This is a genomic window from Massilia aurea, from assembly GCF_014200505.1.
Classification (GTDB): domain Bacteria; phylum Pseudomonadota; class Gammaproteobacteria; order Burkholderiales; family Burkholderiaceae_D; genus Telluria; species Telluria aurea_B.
This window is the reverse complement of the sequence record NZ_JACHBX010000002.1, coordinates 323711-343572: the sequence shown is the minus strand read 5'-3', so window position 1 is coordinate 343572 and position 19862 is coordinate 323711. Positions and strand designations below refer to the sequence as shown.

General features: G+C 64.2%; 20 protein-coding genes. 12 read left to right on the top strand and 8 right to left on the bottom strand.

Annotated elements, in window-relative coordinates; genetic code table 11:
* Window positions 1–149 precede the first annotated feature (149 nt).
* From HD842_RS10960 to HD842_RS10905, 12 genes are all read left to right on the top strand, one after another.
* Window positions 150–1019 (top strand): GGDEF domain-containing protein, encoded by an 870-nt coding sequence (locus HD842_RS10960; protein ID WP_183554317.1) that lies wholly within the window; start codon window positions 150–152, stop codon window positions 1017–1019.
* Window positions 1016–2050 carry an AraC family transcriptional regulator gene (locus HD842_RS10955; protein ID WP_183554310.1) on the top strand — a complete coding sequence of 345 codons (1035 nt, stop codon included), beginning with the start codon at window positions 1016–1018 and terminating at the stop codon, window positions 2048–2050. Before HD842_RS10960 ends, HD842_RS10955 begins: the two co-directional genes overlap by 4 nt.
* A 62-nt stretch (window positions 2051–2112) precedes the next feature.
* Window positions 2113–2607 carry a hypothetical protein gene (locus HD842_RS10950; protein WP_183554308.1) on the top strand — a complete coding sequence of 165 codons (495 nt, stop codon included), beginning with the start codon at window positions 2113–2115 and terminating at the stop codon, window positions 2605–2607.
* A gap of 31 nt (window positions 2608–2638) precedes the next feature.
* Complete coding sequence (locus tag HD842_RS10945; protein WP_229424716.1) at window positions 2639–3613, top strand: alpha/beta hydrolase; 975 nt, start codon at window positions 2639–2641, stop codon at window positions 3611–3613.
* A 51-nt stretch (window positions 3614–3664) separates the two neighbouring features.
* Window positions 3665–4552, top strand: a complete 888-nt coding sequence (locus tag HD842_RS10940; protein ID WP_183554304.1) for a LysR family transcriptional regulator — start codon at window positions 3665–3667, stop codon at window positions 4550–4552.
* Between the two features lie 272 nt (window positions 4553–4824).
* Complete coding sequence (gene rpsL, locus HD842_RS10935; protein WP_005663517.1) at window positions 4825–5208, top strand: 30S ribosomal protein S12; 384 nt, start codon at window positions 4825–4827, stop codon at window positions 5206–5208.
* 135 nt (window positions 5209–5343) lie between these two features.
* Window positions 5344–5814: a 30S ribosomal protein S7 gene (rpsG, locus tag HD842_RS10930; RefSeq protein WP_183554302.1), complete on the top strand. Its 471-nt coding sequence runs from the start codon at window positions 5344–5346 to the stop codon at window positions 5812–5814.
* A gap of 130 nt (window positions 5815–5944) precedes the next feature.
* Window positions 5945–8050, top strand: coding sequence for an elongation factor G (gene fusA / locus HD842_RS10925; RefSeq protein ID WP_183554299.1), 2106 nt, complete (start codon window positions 5945–5947; stop codon window positions 8048–8050).
* An 84-nt stretch (window positions 8051–8134) separates the two neighbouring features.
* Complete coding sequence (tuf, locus tag HD842_RS10920) at window positions 8135–9328, top strand: elongation factor Tu (protein ID WP_183554297.1); 1194 nt, start codon at window positions 8135–8137, stop codon at window positions 9326–9328.
* 189 nt (window positions 9329–9517) lie between these two features.
* Complete coding sequence (gene rpsJ, locus HD842_RS10915) at window positions 9518–9832, top strand: 30S ribosomal protein S10 (RefSeq protein ID WP_183554295.1); 315 nt, start codon at window positions 9518–9520, stop codon at window positions 9830–9832.
* 231 nt (window positions 9833–10063) lie between these two features.
* Window positions 10064–10954, top strand: coding sequence for a hypothetical protein (locus tag HD842_RS10910; protein ID WP_229424715.1), 891 nt, complete (start codon window positions 10064–10066; stop codon window positions 10952–10954).
* On the top strand, window positions 10948–11571 hold the full coding sequence (locus HD842_RS10905) for a hypothetical protein (RefSeq protein WP_183554291.1): 624 nt from the start codon (window positions 10948–10950) through the stop codon (window positions 11569–11571). Before HD842_RS10910 ends, HD842_RS10905 begins: the two co-directional genes overlap by 7 nt.
* Before the next feature lie 27 nt (window positions 11572–11598).
* On the opposite strand, the gene HD842_RS10900 is transcribed toward HD842_RS10905, so the two are convergent.
* The 8 genes from HD842_RS10900 to HD842_RS10865 all read right to left on the bottom strand — a co-directional run bounded on the left by HD842_RS10900 (window position 11599) and on the right by HD842_RS10865 (window position 19838).
* Entirely contained in the window at window positions 11599–12945 is a 1347-nt protein-coding gene (locus HD842_RS10900; RefSeq protein ID WP_308638356.1) for a TerD family protein, read from the bottom strand.
* On the bottom strand, window positions 12942–13859 hold the full coding sequence (locus HD842_RS10895; protein WP_183554289.1) for an HpcH/HpaI aldolase/citrate lyase family protein: 918 nt from the start codon (window positions 13857–13859) through the stop codon (window positions 12942–12944). The genes HD842_RS10900 and HD842_RS10895 overlap by 4 nt, the downstream gene beginning before the upstream one ends.
* Window positions 13852–14943 (bottom strand): cysteine protease StiP family protein, encoded by a 1092-nt coding sequence (locus HD842_RS10890; RefSeq protein WP_370660824.1) that lies wholly within the window; start codon window positions 14941–14943, stop codon window positions 13852–13854. The genes HD842_RS10895 and HD842_RS10890 overlap by 8 nt, the downstream gene beginning before the upstream one ends.
* Window positions 14940–15704: a hypothetical protein gene (locus HD842_RS10885; RefSeq protein WP_183554287.1), complete on the bottom strand. Its 765-nt coding sequence runs from the start codon at window positions 15702–15704 to the stop codon at window positions 14940–14942. The genes HD842_RS10890 and HD842_RS10885 overlap by 4 nt, the downstream gene beginning before the upstream one ends.
* A complete protein-coding gene (locus HD842_RS10880; protein WP_183554285.1) occupies window positions 15682–16854 on the bottom strand; it encodes a phosphoribosyltransferase domain-containing protein in 1173 nt (390 codons plus the stop codon). The genes HD842_RS10885 and HD842_RS10880 overlap by 23 nt, the downstream gene beginning before the upstream one ends.
* A 2-nt stretch (window positions 16855–16856) precedes the next feature.
* Complete coding sequence (locus HD842_RS10875; RefSeq protein ID WP_183554283.1) at window positions 16857–17876, bottom strand: ATP-grasp domain-containing protein; 1020 nt, start codon at window positions 17874–17876, stop codon at window positions 16857–16859.
* 85 nt (window positions 17877–17961) lie between these two features.
* On the bottom strand, window positions 17962–18537 hold the full coding sequence (locus tag HD842_RS10870) for a TerD family protein (RefSeq protein WP_183554281.1): 576 nt from the start codon (window positions 18535–18537) through the stop codon (window positions 17962–17964).
* Between the two features lie 167 nt (window positions 18538–18704).
* Window positions 18705–19838 (bottom strand): epoxide hydrolase family protein, encoded by a 1134-nt coding sequence (locus tag HD842_RS10865; protein ID WP_183554278.1) that lies wholly within the window; start codon window positions 19836–19838, stop codon window positions 18705–18707.
* Window positions 19839–19862 lie beyond the last annotated feature (24 nt).

The following is a 19862-nucleotide window of genomic DNA, read 5'->3' as shown; positions in this document are numbered from 1 at the left end:
CAGGGGGCGGGCAGCGAGCCGGGATGCCCTGCGCGGGTTTATATGAGCTGTTTCGACCCTGTGCGGCGGCGCCACAGTTTTGCCATCCTGTCATCCTGCGGTCATCTGGTTGCGCTATGTTCCGGCGATCTTCCCTGACCGCGCCGCCCATGTCTCCCCTGATCCGCCACGTTCTGTTGATCGCCGGCCTGCTCGGCGCCGTCGTGTTTCTGTTTGCCGGCGCCGGTCCGGCCATCCCGTTCGCGGCATGGGACCTGGTGGACATCGCCAGCGAGGGCGGCACGGCCCTGCTGGCGGCGCTGTGGTGCGGACTGGTGCTGGCCAGCCGGCCCGACGGCGTGGTCACGCGCCTGCTGGCCGGGGGCCTGGCCTGCATCATGCTGGGATCGTGGGCCGATTGCCTCGATGAAGTGTTCGATGTCGAGAAGTCGGCGCTGTGGGACAACGTGCTGGAGGCGCTGCTGCCGCTGGGGATGTTGATTGTGACCGCGGGCATGGTGTATTGGCGGCGCGAGCAGGCCACGCTGTCGGACCACATGCGCAAGCGCGAGCGCCTGTTTCGCAACCACCGGCCATTCGACCGTATCACCCAGCTGGCCGACGCAGCCTACCTGCGCGCGCAACTGCACATCGAGAGCAAACGGACGGACGGCGTTGGCTCGCTGGTGCTGTTCGACATCGACGCCTTCCACCGGATCAATCGCGAACATGGCCAGCCCGAGGGCGACCGCGCATTGCAGGCCGTTGCCCACATGCTGCTGCTGAACCTGCGCAACGACGACCTGCTGTGCCGCTATGCGGGCGACCGCTTTGCCGTGCTGATGCCGGGCCTGGCCGAACCCGAGGCGCGCGCCGCGGCCGACCACCTGTGCCGCATGGTGTCGTCGATGCGCCACCATGCACCGGGCGGCCGGGTGGACATCACGCTGCGCCATGGCTGCGCGCCGGCACGCGGCGCGCCCGATGCGCTCCTTGGCGCGCTGTGTCGGCAGATGGACCGCCAGATGGCCGCAGTGTGATCGCCTGGCAGGCCGCCACGGCAGCCTCGCCCGCGGCGCGCCGGCACAGCGCGCTGGCGCTGGAATACGGCCGCTCGCGCGATGCGCTTGACGCCGACCTGCTGCGCGGATGCGATCCGGACGCGGACAGTGCAACGACCCCTGGCCAGTATCTGCAGCAGCTGGCGAACACCCTGCGCCTGCTGGACAGCCCGGACACGAGCTTCATGCTGGGCCAGCAACTGCTGCCGGGGCACGACGGCGCCGCCAGCCATGCGCTGGCGCAGGCGCCGAACCTGCGCACGCTGCTGCAGACGCTGTGCCGCTTCCACGCGGGCCTGACGCCGCTGCTGCGCCCGCGCTTCGAGACCTGGGACGACGTGGCGCTGCTGTACTGGGTCGATGCGTATGGCGCGCCGAGCCTGCGGCCGGCGCTGGTCGAGATGCACATGACGGCCGTGGTGGCGCTGTGCCGCTGGCTGGGCGGCGAGCGCCTGCCGTGGCGTTTCTGCTTCAATCGCGGCGCGCCGCGTCACATCGAGCAGCATCACGTTCATCTTGGCTTGGAGCTGCGCTTCGGCTGCCAGCTCGACGCGATGCTGCTGCCGGCTGGCTGCCTCGACCGGCCATGGCCGCGCGCCAGCGAGATGGCAGCGCGCCTGGCGCACCAGGCGGCCGACCTGGAGCCACGCGAGGCGCCCGGCCTGCTGGCGGCGCTCTACGATTACCTGCTGGCGCGCGTGCGCGACGCGCCCACGCTCGAGCGCACGGCGGGTGACTTTGGCGTCAGCCCGGCCACCTTCAAGCGCCAGCTGCTGCGGCACCATACCCACTTCCAGGGCGAGCTCGACGGGGTGCGCACGCACGTGGCGCTCTGGCTGTTCCAGGCCGAGGGGGCCGACAACGATGCGGTGGCGCGCCACCTGGGCTTTCATGATGTGGCCAACTTCCGGCGCTCGTTCAAGCGCTGGACGGGCCTCACCCCGGGGCCGATCCGCGCTGCACTGGCCGGGGAGCTGGGCTGGTTCGCGGGGCGCCTGCAGGGCATCTGAATTCGCTGCACTGCCGCGAAAATGGTATCGTGCGCGGTCATTGTCGCCGCCGAAGAAGAGGAATGCGTCCCAGTCCCACCTTGCATATCGTTTGTCCCACCCAGAAACGGGGCTTCCCGGCGTTCATGTCGGTGGTCTTCGTCTGGGTCGTGGCGTCGGGCCTGGGCAATGGCTGGGAGCACGACCAGTCGTTCGGATTCATGCTGCTGACGGTCGGCGCACTCGTTATCATGGTCCTGGCGGCGTGGGCGCTGTACCGCAACTTTGTGTTCCAGGATGCGCTGTACATCGCGCGCGACGGCAACCTGCCGTCGTCGGTGCCGCTGGCGCTCATGGTCCACGACATACGCGCCGTGCGCCTGTTGCCCAAACATGAGGCATGGACGCCGGAAGGCAAATGGGATGCGCTGGGGTTTGGCCAGGGCCGCATCGAGATCGATACTGCTACCCATCGCTACCACTTCGGCATCGGCCTGGAAGAGCACGAGGCCGAGGCTGCGCTGCAGCGCATCATCGAATTTTGCCGTGAGCAGGGCATTGTTGCCGCCGCGGCCTGAAATTGCAGTCCAACCACGCATGAGGGAAGCCATGTCCGCCAACTTTGCCGTTCGTCTTTGCAGCCTGCTGCTGCTCATCGGTGGTATCGCGTCACAGACCCATGCAGCCGAGACGCCGATCACGCTCGACACGCCTACCGGGCAGCTGGCCGGCACGCTCGAACTGCCCGCGGGCGCCGACAAGCCGCGCGTGGCCTTGCTGATCGCCGGTTCGGGACCGACGGACCGCGACGGCAACAGCTCGATGATCCCGGGCCGCAACGACAGTCTCAAGCTGCTGGCCGCCGGGCTGGCCGACGCCGGCATCGCAACAGTCCGCTATGACAAGCGGGGCATCGGTGGCAGCCATGCGGCCGGCTCTGCCGAATCGGCGCTGCGCTTCGAGATGTTCGTCGACGATGCAGCGGCCTGGATCGCCCGACTCAAGGCCGATCCGCGCTTCGCATCGGTGGCCGTGATCGGGCACAGCGAAGGCTCGCTGATCGGCATGCTGGCGGCGCGGCAGACCGATGCGGCGGCATTCGTGTCGATTGCCGGCATTGCCGATGGCGCCTCGACCCTGATGCGCAAGCAGCTCGAAGGCAAGCTGCCACCCGAGCTGGAGAAGGAAAGCGAGCGCATTCTGGTGTCGCTGGAAAGCGGCGTGGTCGTCGATCCGGTGCCGCCGGCGCTGGCAACGCTGTTCCGGCCGAGCGTGCAGCCTTATCTGATCTCGTGGTTCAAGTATGTGCCGGCGCAGCGCATCGCGGAGCTGACGATGCCGGTGCTGGTCGTGCAGGGCAATACCGATATCCAGGTGGACGTGGTGCAGGCCAACCGGCTGCACGGCGCCCGCCCGGGGGCGAAGCTGGCGATCATTCCGGGCATGAACCACGTGTTCAAGCACGTGCGCGCGGTGCCGGAACTGCAGGTGGCCAGCTATGGCGATCCGAACTTGCCGGTCTCGCCCTTGCTGGTGAAGTCGATCGCCGACTTTTTGCAGCAGGGCAGCGCGCCCGCACCTTGATGGCTGGCCCGGCCACATCGATACGCCCATCCATCCATTCTGCGCCTGCCCATGATCGAACGCATTCACCTGTCCATCATCCGCGAGGTCGATCGCCGCGGTTCGCTGACCGCCGCGGCCGATGTGTTGTGCCTGACCCAGTCGGCGCTGAGCCACGCGGTCAAGAAACTCGAAGTGGGACTGGGCACGCCGGTGTGGACGCGTGAGGGCCGCTCGCTGCGCCTGACCCAGGCCGGCCACGCGCTGCTGGCGCTGGCCGAGCGGGTGCTGCCGCAGCTCGAACACGCTGAAGGCCAGATGCTGGCCTACGCGCGTGGCGAGCGCGGGTCGCTGCGCATCGGGATGGAGTGCCATCCCTGCTACCAGTGGCTGCTCAAGGTGGTGGAACCCTATCTGGCGGCCTGGCCCGAGGTCGATGTCGACGTCAAGCAGCGCTTCCAGTTCGGTGGCCTGAAGGCGCTGCTGGGCTATGAGATTGACTTGCTCGTCACGCCCGATCCGCTGTTCAAGCCAGGGCTGCGCTTTGTGCCGGTGTTCGACTTCGAGCAAGTGCTGGTGGTGCACAGCGGCCATCCGCTGGCCGGGCGCGCGCATGCGGCGCCGCGCGACCTGTCCGATGAGGTCCTGATCACGTACCCGGTCGATATCGAGCGGCTCGACATCTATAACCAGTTCTTCGTGCCGGCCGGTTGCGCGCCGCGCGAGCGCAAGGCGATCGAGACGACCGACATCATGCTGCAGATGGTGGCCAGCGGCCGCGGCGTGGCGGCGCTGCCGCGCTGGCTGGTCGAGGAGTACGCGGGCCGCATGCCAGTGGCGCCCGTGCGGCTGGGGGAGGCGGGCGTGTTCAAACAGATTTTCCTGGGCACGCGCGAGGTCGATGCAGGCACCACGTACCTGGATGCGTTTGTCGAGATTGCCCGGCACGCCGAGTTGTAGCAGTGATGCCACATTGACCACGGTCTGCGTCAAGACGGCGAACGACTGCCTGCAAAATCAGCAAACTGGTTGACCCATCATCACAATGCGTCTATACTCGCAGGTTCTCGATTTATTCTGCACATCGTATACGCATTCGCAGCCGCTCCATTTTACTGAGTGGCTTTCGTCGCCTGTCTTTGTCATTGTCATCGGGACTAGGTTTCAGTCCCCGGATCAGCACCTTGCAGGTTCGGGTCATTAATGAGTAGTACTTTGTTGGATTAGGAACGATGCCAACCATCAATCAACTGATTCGCAAACCGCGTGAAGCTGCGGTTGTGAAGAGCAAGTCGCCGGCACTGGAAAACTGCCCGCAAAAGCGCGGCGTGTGCACCCGTGTGTACACCACCACGCCTAAGAAGCCAAACTCGGCGCTGCGTAAAGTCGCCAAAGTGCGTCTGACCAACGGTTTCGAAGTCATTTCGTACATCGGCGGTGAAGGCCACAACCTGCAAGAACACAGTGTCGTGCTGCTGCGCGGCGGTCGTGTGAAAGACTTGCCAGGTGTGCGTTACCACATGGTTCGCGGTGCACTGGATACCCAGGGCGTCAAAGACCGTAAGCAAGCTCGCTCGAAGTACGGCGCGAAGCGTGCTAAGGCTGCCAAGAAGTAATTCTATGGTCGTGTCACAGACACGTCACATTAATTAGATAAGTTGAGCCGGCCGCAAGGCCGAGTAAGTGAAGGGTCAAGAGGGCCTTTCGCGAGTGCACAGCGTGCACTCAACTGAAGACATGAAGGAATCGAAATGCCACGTCGTCGTGAAGTACCCAAGCGCGAAATCCTGCCGGATCCAAAATTCGGTAACCAGGATGTCGCCAAATTCGTCAACGTTCTGATGCTGTCCGGCAAAAAGTCGGTTGCAGAAAACATCATCTACGGTGCATTCGAACACATTCAATCCAAGTCGGGCAAAGACCCGCTGGAAGTGTTCACGACCGCGATCAACAACGCTAAGCCGCTGGTGGAAGTCAAGTCCCGCCGTGTCGGTGGCGCCAACTACCAGGTGCCAGTGGAAGTTCGTCCGGTTCGTCGTATGGCGCTGTCCATGCGTTGGTTGCGCGAAGCCGCAAACAAGCGCAGCGAAAAATCCATGCCGCAACGTCTGGGTGGTGAACTGCTGGAAGCGGCTGAAGGCCGCGGCGGCGCGATGAAGCGTCGTGACGAAGTGCACCGTATGGCAGAAGCGAACAAGGCGTTCTCGCACTTCCGCTTCTAAGCAAAAGGGCGAAGGTAGGGGGATTATTTCCTTGTGCTAACGTCCCCGTAGTATCTGTTGTTCAGGCCGGGCTCATTTTGATCATCAAGATGATGCTCGGTTTTGTCCATTCAAAGATTTAGGAAAAATTATGGCACGCAAGACCCCCATCGAGCGCTACCGCAACATCGGTATTTCGGCTCACATCGATGCTGGTAAAACCACCACCACCGAGCGCGTCCTGTTCTACACGGGCGTCAACCACAAAATCGGCGAAGTGCACGATGGCGCAGCGACGATGGACTGGATGGAGCAAGAGCAAGAGCGCGGCATTACCATTACCTCGGCAGCGACGACCTGCTTCTGGAGCGGTATGGCCAACAACTTCGCCCCGCACCACATCAACATCATCGACACCCCGGGCCACGTTGACTTCACCATTGAAGTCGAACGCTCGATGCGCGTGCTCGACGGCGCCTGCATGGTTTACTGTGCAGTCGGCGGCGTGCAGCCACAGTCGGAAACCGTGTGGCGTCAGGCTAACAAGTACAAAGTTCCACGTCTGGCCTTCGTCAACAAGATGGACCGTACCGGCGCGAACTTCTTCAAGGTCTACGAGCAGATGCGCGCTCGCCTGAAGGCAAACCCGATTCCACTGCAGATCCCGATCGGCGCCGAAGAGAACTTCCTGGGCGTGGTCGATCTGGTCAAGATGAAGGCCGTGTACTGGGACGACGCGTCGCAGGGCATGAAGTTCGACTACCGCGATATCCCTGCTGAACTGCAGGACGAAGCCAACGAATGGCGTGAAAAGCTCGTCGAGACCGCTGCTGAAGCGACCGAAGAGCTGATGAACAAGTACCTGGAAGAAGGCGACCTCTCGGAAGAAGAGATCAAGGCCGCTCTGCGCCAGCGTACCATCGCGTCGGAAATCGTCCCGATGATGTGCGGCACCGCGTTCAAGAACAAGGGCGTGCAAGCCATGCTCGACGGCGTGATCGAATACCTGCCATCGCCAATCGACATCCCGCCAGTCAAGGGTGTGGATGAAGACGACGAGCCAGTCGTTCGTGAAGCCAAGGACGACGAGAAATTCTCGGCGCTGGCATTCAAGATCATGACCGACCCGTTCGTTGGTCAGCTGATCTTCTTCCGCGTCTACTCGGGCACGATCAAGTCGGGCGACACCGTCTACAATCCGATCAAGAACAAGAAAGAGCGTCTTGGTCGTATTCTGCAGATGCACGCTAACCAGCGCGAAGAAATCAAGGAAGTCCACGCCGGCGACATCGCCGCTGCGGTCGGCCTGAAAGATGCAACCACGGGCGAAACCCTGTGCGATCCATCGTCGATCATCACACTGGAAAAGATGGTCTTCCCTGAGCCGGTGATTCAGCAGGCAGTCGAGCCAAAAACCAAGGCCGACCAGGAAAAAATGGGCCTGGCACTGAACCGCCTGGCACAAGAAGATCCATCGTTCCGCGTGCGTACCGATGAAGAATCGGGCCAGACCATCATCGGTGGTATGGGCGAGCTGCACCTGGAAATTATCGTTGACCGCATGAAGCGCGAATTCAACGTGGAAGCAACCGTCGGCAAGCCACAGGTTGCATACCGCGAAACGATCCGCAAGGCAGTCACCGACGTCGAAGGCAAGTTCGTCAAGCAGTCGGGCGGTCGTGGTCAGTACGGTCACGCAGTCCTGACGATCGAGCCGCAAGAGCCGGGCAAAGGCTTCGAGTTCATCGACGCGATCAAGGGCGGTGTGGTTCCACGCGAATACATCCCTGCAGTCGAAAAAGGTGTGCGCGAAACCCTGACCTCGGGCGTGCTGGCCGGTTACCCAGTGGTTGACGTCAAAGTCACCCTGACCTTCGGTTCGTACCACGACGTCGACTCGAACGAAAACGCGTTCCGCATGGCCGGTTCGATGGCATTCAAGGATGGCTGCCGTAAAGCCAACCCTGTCATCCTCGAGCCGATGATGTCGGTCGAAGTCGAAACGCCGGAAGACTACGCCGGTAACGTGATGGGCGATCTGTCGTCGCGTCGCGGTATGGTGCAGGGCATGGACGAAATTCCAGGCGGCGGCGGCAAGATCATCAAAGCCGAAGTGCCACTGTCGGAAATGTTTGGTTACTCGACCTCGCTGCGTTCGGCGACCCAGGGCCGTGCGACCTACACGATGGAATTCAAGCACTATTCGGAAGCGCCTAAGCACGTGATTGACGCTATCGTCACTGCCAAGTCGAAGTAATCAGCAATACAAGCAATTCAAGGGAGACGGGACGTCCTGTCTCCCTTTAAACAGAACATATCGTTTCTTTAAAGGAATCTGGAAATGGCAAAAGGTAAATTCGAACGGACCAAGCCGCACGTCAACGTCGGCACCATCGGTCACGTTGACCACGGCAAAACCACCCTGACGGCTGCAATCGCAACCGTCCTGTCGAAGAAATTCGGCGGTGAAGCCAAGGCCTACGATCAGATCGATGCGGCACCGGAAGAAAAAGCACGCGGCATCACCATCAACACCGCGCACGTCGAGTACGAAACCGAAAACCGTCACTACGCACACGTTGACTGCCCAGGCCACGCCGACTACATCAAGAACATGATTACCGGTGCTGCGCAGATGGACGGCGCGATCCTGGTGTGCTCGGCTGCTGACGGCCCAATGCCACAGACCCGCGAGCACATCCTGCTGGCGCGTCAGGTTGGCGTTCCGTACATCATCGTGTTCCTGAACAAGTGCGACCTGGTCGACGACGCAGAACTGCTGGAACTGGTCGAAATGGAAGTTCGCGAGCTTCTGTCGAAGTACGAGTTCCCAGGCGACGACGTCCCAATCATCAAGGGTTCGGCACGTATGGCCCTCGAAGGCAAGCCGGGCGAAATGGGTGAAGAATGCATCACCCGTCTGGCCGAAGCACTGGACACCTACATCCCAACGCCAGAGCGCGCTGTTGATGGCGCGTTCCTGATGCCAGTGGAAGACGTGTTCTCGATCTCGGGTCGCGGTACCGTTGTGACCGGTCGTGTTGAGCGCGGCGTCGTCAAAGTCGGCGAAGAAATCGAAATCGTCGGCATCATCGACACCGTCAAGACCACCTGCACCGGCGTGGAAATGTTCCGCAAGCTGCTGGACCAGGGTCAAGCTGGCGACAACGTCGGCCTGCTGCTGCGCGGTACCAAGCGTGAAGATGTCCAGCGTGGTCAGGTCCTGGCAAAGCCAGGTTCGATCAAGCCGCACAACCACTTCACCGGCGAGATCTACGTTCTGTCGAAAGACGAAGGCGGCCGTCACACCCCGTTCTTCAACAACTATCGTCCACAGTTCTACTTCCGTACGACTGACGTGACCGGTTCGATCGAGCTGCCAGCAGACAAAGAAATGGTCATGCCAGGCGACAACGTGTCGATCACCGTCAAGCTGATCAACCCGATCGCGATGGAAGAAGGTCTGCGCTTCGCAATCCGCGAAGGCGGCCGTACCGTCGGCGCCGGCGTTGTTGCAAAAATCCTGCCTAACTAATCAGGGCAAGATGGTGTATTGGCTCTCTTTCGGGAGAGTCTGATTGACACAACGATGGGGACAGACTTTTCGGTCTGTCCCCATCTGTTTGGGTGGGAACGATGTTATACTCCCGCCTCTTGTGCAGTAACGAAGTATCTCGACCACATTGCCGGCACCAAGCCGGAACGTTCTTTTAAAGGAAATCGCATGTCCGCTAACCAGAAAATCCGTATTCGCCTGAAAGCATTCGACTACAAGCTGATCGACCAGTCGGCCCTGGAAATCGTCGAGACCGCGAAGCGCACCGGCGCCGTCGTCAAAGGCCCAGTCCCACTGCCAACCCGTATCCAGCGTTTCGACGTGCTGCGTTCGCCACACGTGAACAAGACCTCGCGCGACCAGTTCGAAATCCGTACGCACCAGCGTCTGATGGACATCGTGGACCCAACCGACAAGACCGTTGACGCACTGATGAAGCTCGACCTGCCAGCTGGCGTCGATGTCGAAATCAAACTGCAGTAATCGCATTTAAGTGTTGGCGGCATTGGCCGCCGATGCTGCAAGAAGCCAGGTTGACCGCATTGCGGGCAACCTGGCTTTTGTCATTATGGGGTGGATTCAGCATCATGCCGGGTGCATGATCTGCGCTCTGGCAGCCATCAAGCATTGTCGGCTCTGGCAGGGCGTGATGTAATCGACAGGTTTGCTTAGCTCGATTGCCCGCCCATGCGTCAGATGCATATAGTTTCCCTCTTGCGTGCCACGACGTGGCGCGAACTCGCTGGCCTGGCGATCGGCGCGCTGCTGCTTGCTTCGATCGTCAAGGCACTTGCTCCCGACTCTGCAAAACCACTGCTGCATCATGCCGGTCTAGCACTGCCGTTGCTGCTGCTGATGGCAAAGGACATCGCGCATGCGCCCCAGGCGTGGCAACGGCTGCGTAGCGCCCATGCGGCGCGGGCGCCGTGGCATGCACACGTGACGGCGCTGCTGCCGCCCGAACTGCCGGGACTGTTCAAGCTCGATCGCCTGCTGTGGCTCGGTTGCCTGCGCCGCGTGCAGGGCCAGCCGCTACCGGTCACGCTGCCTGAGGGCGTCGCACTGACTTACCTCGAACGCGGTGCCTACAATACGGCGCGCGCCGTGGTCTTCGTCGCGCTGCTGCTCGAGCTGCCCACGCACGCACTGCTGCTGCACCTGTTCATCAAGGATCCCGATGCGCTGCTGGTGATCCACGTGCTGGGCGCCGTCGCCGTGCTGTATACACTGGCCTGGGTGCTGGGGGACCGCTGGCACATCGGTGCAGGGCGCCATGTGATGACGGCAGAAACTCTGCACCTGTGCGTGGGAGCGCGGGTGGAGGGCACGTTGCCACTAGCGGCGATCGCACGCGTCGAACCGGTAGACCTGCTGCTGCCAACGTGGCGTCATCGGCACGGTGTAGCGCGTAGCGAGACGCTGGTCGTGACGCCTTTCGACAAACCGAACTGCGTGCTGGTGCTGCACCAGGACGCGCAGGTCGACATCCTGCTGCATCAAGTGACGACGCGGCTCCCGCAGTACGTGTTCCTGTATCTCGACCGCCCGGCATTGCTGGCCGCGCACGTCCACCGGATGCGTCCGACTGTCAGCATGCCATGCTGATGCAGGAGCAGGGCGCAAGGAGCCGCGCCGGATCCGTCGCGTTCATCGTGCTGGCGCACGTGCTGTTCGTGCTCGCATTGGTGCACTACGCCAGTCCCCGGCCAGACAACGTCAGCACCCCGGTCGATTACATCGCATTTGCGTTCATCGTGGCGCCGGAGAAGCCGGTGCCGACACCGTCACCGATGCCGCAGGCGCGCAGCGCGCCACCACCAGTTGCCGTCCCGGCCGTGCGGCCAACCCGCATCGCCACACAGCGTGCGACGCCGGCGTCGCCTGAGCCGATAACGATCGTCACGCCGCCAGAGGAAACCCCATCGGCCGCGCCAGCCGAGACGACGACGGCACCTGCATCGGCGCCACCCGGAAAACTGGACATGGAATCGCTGCGCGGCCTGGCCCGGCAGGTGGAAAAAGAGCGGGTGCCAACGGCACTGGAACGCGTGCGCACCGCGGAGCAACTGCGCGGTTCCGATGACAATAACCTGGCGCGCGCGATCAAGAGGGCGAAGAACCCGGACTGTCAGAAAAAGTATGCCGGCGGTACAGAGGCCAACCTGCTGCTGCTGATCCCGCTGGCAATCGATACGATCACTGGCACCGGCTGCACGTGGTAGCGGCCACGTGCAGCCGGCGACACCAGCCTATTTGCTGCCGGTCTTCCAGCGCATGCCGAACCCGAAGTGGCGGTCCATCAGCTCGTGCGCGCTGGTGGTGCCTTGCTGCTGGAAGTATTCGGCCAGTTTGGTGATCACGAGCTGGCCGTTGCGGTTTTCGATCAGCGCGATCGCGCACATGATCTGGCGGTCGCCGCCGTCGAGCTTGACTTCCACCGGCGCCTGGCCTGGCGCGGTGATCGTCACCACGCCATTGGTCACGCTCCAGTTGGCTGCGCCTTCGTAGATGAACGAGAAGATCACGGCGCGCTTGATCTGGTCGAATCGCTCGCCGTTGATGAACAGGTTCTCGCCATTCGCGGCGGCGCCCGTGCGGTCGTCAGCGTCGAGCTTGATGAATGGATCGCGCTCGTAGTCGCCGAACGTGTTGCCCAGGGCCTGGACCAGGCCGCGGCGGCCGTCGGTCAGCTCATACATGCAGCCCAGATCGAGGTCGATGCCGGTGCGGCCCTTGCGTGACGCTTGCGCCTTGTTGGCCATCTCGCCCGCCTTGTGCGCGAGGTCGCCGGCCATGCTGGTCAGGCGGTCGAGGAAGCCGCCGCCTCTTGCTGCGGCAGCCGGTGGCGGCGTGGATGGCGCCGGCGGCGGCGCGATCGCGGCCTGATTCCAGTTCAGGTTGACGTGGATGCGGCCATAGCCGCCGCCCGCGCGCTTGTCGAGCGAGACCTTGTCGCCGCGCTTGTCGAGCGTGATTTTTGATAGCGAGACGCGTGGCGCGGCTGGTGTCGCAACGGGAGCAGGTGCCGGCGTGGACATCGGCGTCGGCGCTGGCGCTGGCATTGCCGGCTTCGATGACGATCCCGCTTCGGCACCGCCAAAGTGCGCGAGCAGCGCCGACAAGCCGCCACTGAAACCCTGGCCGACCGCACCGAAGCGCCACTGGCCGTCGCGGCGATACAGCTCCGCCACGATCACGGCTTTCTCGTCGCCGAAGTCAGCACCCGACCACGGGAAGCGCAGCGCGCTGCCCAGCGTGAGCGAGCTGGCGCCCAGCGTGCGCATGCTGGCCGCGCCGTCGATCGCGGCGACGAACACCAGCTTGGCGATCGATGCGGGCAGCTGGTCGAGGTTCACGGCAAAGCTGGCGCGGCCCGGTGACTGGTTTAGGCGCACCGCGCCTTCCGGGCTGGCCAGCTGGTTGTAGAAGACCATGTAGCGGTCGTCGGACAGCTTGTCGTTGGCGTCCAGGCCGAAGCAGGAGACATCGACCGAGGCGCCGTTGGCGGCAATCTCGACATCGACATTGAAGACGTGGCCGCTGCCCAGATCGGCCAGCTTGCCCTTTTGGCCGCGCGAATAGGTGGTCATGTTCATGAGGGTTCCCCTTCCAGGAATGGTTTGTGATCCAGTTCGGCGCCGTGGAAACCGAACAGGCGCGATTGTTCAACGGTGCGTTCGGCCCAGGCGCGATGGGTGGCGACTTCGCACATGGCGTCGTTCATGCGAAATACGGCCGGCGCCGACTGGTCGAGAATCGCGCGCGCCACCGCCAGGTCTTGCGGCGACACCTTGAAGTGCTGCTCGATCGGCGCGATCTGGGTCGGATGGATGGCGGTCTTGCCGATCATGCCGTGCGCCAGGTCTTCGATGACTTCCTGGTCCAGCAGTTCGGGCAGATCCAGGTATTCGAACACGGGCGCGGTCAGCATGAAACCGTAGGGCCGGAACGTGGTGACCAGGCGCGAGATGACGGGGCCGAGCGGCGTGCGGTACAGCGTCATGCCGCGCGGCCGGCGCAGGCCCAGCAGGGCCAGCAGATCGTTGCCGCCGATGCGCAGCGCCAGGATGCGATGGCGTACGCCGGGCGCTTCGAGCACCGTGCGCAGCCCCTGCATCTCGAGGTCGTCAAAGGCTTCGGCCGTTTCCAGCGTTGGCATCAACACGTGCTCGGTGTGGCGCAGCAACCGGTAGTAGTTGTCGAAGTTGTGGCGGGTGATCTTGGGCAGCACGAAGCCGGTGAGCTTGTCGGCGCCCGGCATCGCCAGCACGCGCTCCAGCACTTCGGTATTGCGTACCCGGACGAAGCGGTCGGCCGCCACATCCACGCGCATATTGGCCAGCACCACCGACAGGTTGAACAGCGAGTAGCTCAGCTCCCGGTCGGCGATGGCGTCCTCGGTGCAGAAGATCAGCGACCGCGCCTGCGGAATCAGATCGCCGTTGGCGATCTCCGCCAGGTCCTTGTGATTGGCCGGCACGTACAACGACGCGCCCAGTGATTTAGCCATCGGATGCACTCCTGATCAGGGATACTGCGTGGTAGGGCAGGCTCGGGTCGATCTCGACCGGGACCTGTTTTTCTTCGGCCAGCGCGGCCAGGTGCGCCACATCCGGCGCATCCGCATTGCGCAGTACCAGCAGGCGCGGCACGCGCCGCAGCAGCACACGCGTGGCTTCGCCGATGCCCGGCTTGATGAGGTTGATGTCGCCCACGCCGTAGCGTCCCATCGCAGCGTCGAGATAGGCTTGCGAGCGTGCGCACGCCGCGTGTGCCTCCACTGGCGGCGTCTCGACGACATCCACCGCCAGCGCCAGCGCGGTCAGGTCATCGGCGAACGTCTGCGAGCGGTCGATGCCGGCAAAGTCTGCATAGAACACACAGCCATGGAAATCGTCCGCGCCCAGATCGTCGGGCATGACGGTGCGGCTCACGAGACCGGACACTGTCGCATTCAGGATGCTTGACGGGATCAGGTAATCGTCGCACGAGGCGGCGCAAGAGGCAGCGCCGGCCAGGTCCGACAGCACGTACAGGCCCGTGTCGATCGTCACGCCGTGGCGCGCATTGAACGCGTCGACCGAGCCGGCCAGTTCGCGCGCGATGACGCCCTTGCCGGTCCAGCCGTCAACGAACACGATCGATTCGGGCGCGTGGCCCTGGGCCAGTATGTGGCGCAGGGCGGCCGCGTCGATGCCGCGGTCGCGCACGATCGACACGCAGTAATGCACGGCGTCGCGCCCGAACCGCTCGCGCAGCAGGCGCGTGACGACCACGCCCACCGGCGTACCGGCACGCGCCAGCGAGACGATCGTGATCTGCTGCGCGCGGCGCCCAGCGATCAGGCCCGCCAGGCGCAGGCAGTCCTGCGCCATGCGCGGGTTGTTGGCGGCGCAGGCGGCGTCGAACAGGCGCATGTAGCGCCCGGACGGTGCGGATTCCGGCGACAGCATCTGGCTGTAGTGACGCTGGCCGCTCTGGATCAGCGCTTCCTTCTCGGCGACATCGACGAAGTCCTGCTGCGGCAGGCGGCGCAGCAGAAAGTCGACGTCGCCATCGCGATAGCTGCCCGGAAAGGGTGCATGCGAGATCACAGCGCCCCCACGGTGACGCCGGCCAGCTGCGTGCCACGCGGGATGATCGCGTAGTCGCAGGCGGCCATGAAGCGCGCATCCGAGCGGCTGTCGCCCATGCCGAAGGTGACGATCTCGCCGTGTTCGGCCTTCAGGCGCGCCGTGATGTGCGCGACCGCATGGGCCTTGTCCAGCGCCTTGGGCAGGATCGCCAGGTTGTTGCCGTTGCGGTGGACGACGTAGTCGCGGTTGCCGTCCGCGATCCACGGCCGCACCACGTGCTCTTCGAGCGGCGCGAGGCGCTCGCTCAGCTTGTCCGGGTCTTTCACGACCAGGAAGAACGGCGTGCCGATATCCTCGATCATGCGCGCGCGGCCGGCGTAACCGGTGCGTGCGCCGTGCGCATCGATGTGGGCTGCCAGCTCCAGGAGGCCAGGCAGGGCGGTGTGCATCGCCGTGCGCACGCCTTCCAGAAAGGGCCGGTCGACCGCGCCGCCCGGTTCGAGCACGACGCCGCCGTAGTTGATGACGGCGTAACTGTTGAATGGCAGGTGCACGCGGCGCAGGCCATCGAGGTCGCGCGCCGTGGTCGGGATCATCGTCATCCCGTCCTGCAGCAGCGCGAGAAATGAGCGCTGGGCCGGGGTGGTGTACGAACAGATGCTGCCATCCTTGTAGTACGCAGCAGGCTGCAGCGCATCGGGGGCATCCCGGTGCGTGCCGCACTTGCCGAAGGTCTGGAACAGCGTGTCGTCCAGGTCAGCGAACAGGAACTTCTTCAACGTGGTCCTCGGACTGGAAGTGGAACAGGCGCGCGCGCAGGGTATCGGCCAGCGCGAACAGCGCGGGGCCGGGGGCAGTCTCAAAGCACAGCAAAACATGGTCGTACTGGCCGGGTGCGACGTTGTACAGGTAGTTGGCGATGCCTTCGCCGTAGTTGTCGGGGAAGCTCAATGCGTGGCCCACCGCGCCCCAGGTCAGGATCGGCGAGCGGGTCGTCGACTGCACCACCACGTCGACGCCGCGCGCCTGCAGGGCTGCGCCGAGCAGCGTGGACGCGTGCATGAATTCACCGGTGCCCAGCACCAGCACGCGGCTGCCAGGGGCGAACTCGCCGGCCAGACGGGTGGCCAGGGCGGTAGGCGCTTGCACAGCGTGGTCGATGCCGAGACGGCCGAACGCGCTGCTGGCGCCGCGGTCGGCGTCGTGCTCGAAGCGCTGGGCCGCGCCCTGGTCCGGCGGCAGCGGGCCTTGCGCGAACGTGAACTGGCCGTCGACCAGCGCGCCGATGGTGGCCGGCAGGCCGAAGCGGGCATCGAGCTCGCCGGGGGCGGCCGGGCCCATGAAATTGGTGATCGTCGCCAGGTGCACGCGCTCAATGCCGGGGTTCAGGCGCTGGCAGGCGGCGGCCAGGTTGACGAAGGTGTTGCCGGTGCTGGCTTCATCGTCGACCATCACGACCGTGCGCGCCGCCATGAACAGCGCGTGCAGCGCCGGATCGGTGGGCTCGTGCAGGAACTGGCGCGGCGCGTGGCTGTGCGCCTCGGCGAATTCGATCAGTGGCCCGGCGCCCACGCGGTAGCGCGTGGTGTACAGGAACAGCGCCTGCTGCGCCGGATGCGCGCGCAGCCAGGCTTCGAACACGCCCTGGCCCAGGCCAATCGCGGTTTCGGCCATCGCGATGAAGAGCACCGGGCCATCGACCGGCGGCACGGTGGCCGCCAGGCGCTCGTGCACGGCCAGCATCGCGCGGGGCGACGCCGGCCAGTGCTTGCCCAGCACCTTGCTCAGAAAGAGAAAACCACGCTTGGCATTGGCGCGCGCGGCAAAGCCAAGCAGCTCGTCGACCCCGGTCGCGCCGCTGTCGATGCGCAGTTCGAGCGTGCCGGTGGGCAGTTCAATGCGCTGCAGGGTGGAGGAGGGCGCAACCATGGTCATGCCAGTTCCGTGGCGACGCTGACTTCGGCCACGCGCATGCCGTTGGCTACCGGCGGTACGGTGACGCTGTCGAAGCCGTCGGCAAAGCAGCGCAGCGCGATGTACGGCAGGTTGGGACCGGCCAGGCAGGCCATGGCGATCCCGCCCGACATGCGCGGGTTGATCTCCAGCAGGCGCGGACGGCCGCCGCCTTCGCGGAACTGGGCATTGAACACGCCGTTCAGGCGGTAGTCGGCGCACAGGCGCGTGGTGGCGTCCAGAATATCCTGACGCATGTCGATCAGCTGGCCGCTGCCTGCCTGCGGCAGTTTGCGGCGCACGACAGCGGTCACCAGGCGGCCATTGTCGCCGACGCAGTCGACGCTGTATTCGGGGCCTTCGAGGAACTCCATCAGGAGCATGGTGCGAAATTCGCCCATCTCGGCCAGGCCGCGGCGCAGGTCGTCGTAGCCGACGTGGTACTCGGCGCCAGCCAGCAGCAGCGCAGCGCTGCTGCGCGCTTCGTCGACGATGGCAAAGCCCAGGCCATAGATCGAATGCGACGGCTTGACGCACAGCTTGGCGTGGCGCGGGCGCAGTTCGGCCCAGGCAGCGTCGAATTGGGCGATGTTTTCAAAGACGCGAAACTCGGCCACCGGCGCATCGGGCAGCACGGTTTCGGCGTAGAAGTCGGCCTTGTCGTGGATGCGTTTGAGTTCGGCCGGCGGCGCGGCCGACAGCACGCGCGTGCCAATCTCGGCAAAGCGCCCCAGTTCGGACGCCAGCAGCGTGGCTTCACGGCCGGGCACGAAGATGTCGATCTTTTGCTCGCGGCAGAAGGCCAGGCACCAGTCGATATACGCCTCGCCTTTCAGGCCGACCGGCTCGATATGGAACTCATGTGCCAGGCGCGCGGCGGGCGCATGGCGGTTGGCGTTGCTGTGAACGATGGTGAAACGGCCGTCGGTATCGGCCTCGCGAATCAGCTTGATCGCAGCATTGACGGACGAAAAAGTCCTGTTGTACCAAACGCGCATGCGCTTTTTCCTGAAGATGTTGCAGACAGGGCCCGCATGTGGCGCGGGCCCGGGGGATTACATGGCGAACGGCGAGACGAACGACTCAGACGTTGACGCCGAACGAGCGGGCCAGAGGACCCAGGCCGCCCTTGAAGCCCTGGCCGACGGCGCGGAATTTCCATTCGCTGCCGTGACGGTACAGTTCACCGAAGATCATCGCGGTTTCGGTCGAGCTGTCTTCGGACAGGTCATAGCGCGCGATCTCGGTTTCGCCGGCGGCGTTCAGGCAGCGAATGTACGCCTTGCTGACCTGGCCAAAGCTCTGGCGGCGCGCTTCGGCATCGTGGATGGTGACGCAGAACGAGATCTTGTCGATGTCGGCCGGCACGCGGTTCAGCTCAACGGCGATTTTTTCGTCGTCGCCCTCGCCCTGGCCGGTGGTGTTGTCGCCTGCGTGGACCACGGAACCGTCGGTCGACTTGAGGTTGTTATAGAAAATGAAGTCGGTATCGCCGCGCACTTTGGCGTCGGTCTTGAGCAGGAAGGCGCTGCCGTCCAGATCGAAAGCGGAACCGTCGGTCGAGCGGGGATCCCAGCCCAGGCCGATAATGACCTTGGTGAGGCCCGGTGCTTCCTTGCTCAGGTTGACGTTGCCGCCTTTTTGCAGACTGATTGCCATACGAACTCCTTGTTCCGTTGAGGGTTGACTGGCCGCCGGTACACTGGCGAACCTCGGGGATGGTCCCGCCAATATAGGCGGTAAGCGATCAATTGTACATGGGGCTGCGGGATGCGGATTTCAACCGTTTTTCATAGGAGGATGTATGTACTTGGGGCCCACAAAAGTCATGCCCGCGTACGTAGCGGGCGAAAGAACGCGCGGATCTCTTCGGCCAGCATCGCAGGCTGCTCGAGCGCCGCGAAATGCCCGCCCGCCGGCATCGGGTTCCACTGCCGCACGTCGAAGCTGCGCGCGACCCAGCTGCGTGGCGGCATCGGCAGCTCGAACGGGAACAGCGCCACGCCCAGCGGCGGCGCAACGCGTGCCGTCAGCGCCATGGGCCGGGCGCGACCTTCGACATACATGCGAAAGGATGACCCGATCGATCCCGTGAACCAGTACAAGCTGATATTGGCCAGTAGCGTGTCAAGGTCGATGGGGCCATCGCTCCATGCCTGGAATTTTTCGGCAATCCAGGCGGCCAGGCCGGCCGGTGAATCGTGCAGGCCAACTGCCAGCGTGTGCGGCTTGGTGCCCTGCAGCCGCGCGTAGGCACCTTCGCGGTCCAGAAAGTCGGCGGCGCGGCGCAGGAAATCCTGCTCGTCGTCCGTCAGCTGTTCGCCATCGGCCAGCGGTGGCCGGAATGAGCCGGGGATGTAGTTCAGGTGCATGCCGATGATCTGCTCCGGGAAGCGCTGGCCCAGCCAGGCGCTCACGCCGGCGCCGATGTCGCCGCCCTGCGCGCCGAAGCGCGGGTAGCCCAGGCCCGTCATCAGTTTGGCCCATAGCCCCGCGGTTTCGAATGCGCCGATGCCCTTGTGCGTGGGTTGCGACGAATAGCCGAAGCCGGGCAGCGATGGCGCCACCACGTGGAAGCTGTCGCGCGGATCGGCGCCGTGCGCGCCCGGGTCGGCCAGCAGCGGGATGATCGCTTCCATCTCGAGAAACGAGCCGGGCCAGCCATGCGTGAGCACCAGCGGCATCGGATCGGACCCGGCGCCGCGCTGGTGGACAAAGTGGATAGTCTGGTCCTGCACGCGTGCACGGTACTGCGGCAGGCGATTCAGCCGTGCTTCGACCGTGCGCCAGTCGAAGCCGTCGCGCCAGTGCGCCAGCAGCTGCGCCAGGAAGGCGGGATCGATGCCTTCGCTCGATCCCTGGCCGGCGATGGACGGCGCGAGGCGGGTGCGCGCCAGGCGCGCTTGCAGGTCGGCCAGGTCGGCCTCGGGAACGGCGATATGAAACGGTTCGATGTGCATGGCGGCCGGGGGCTGGGAAGGTAG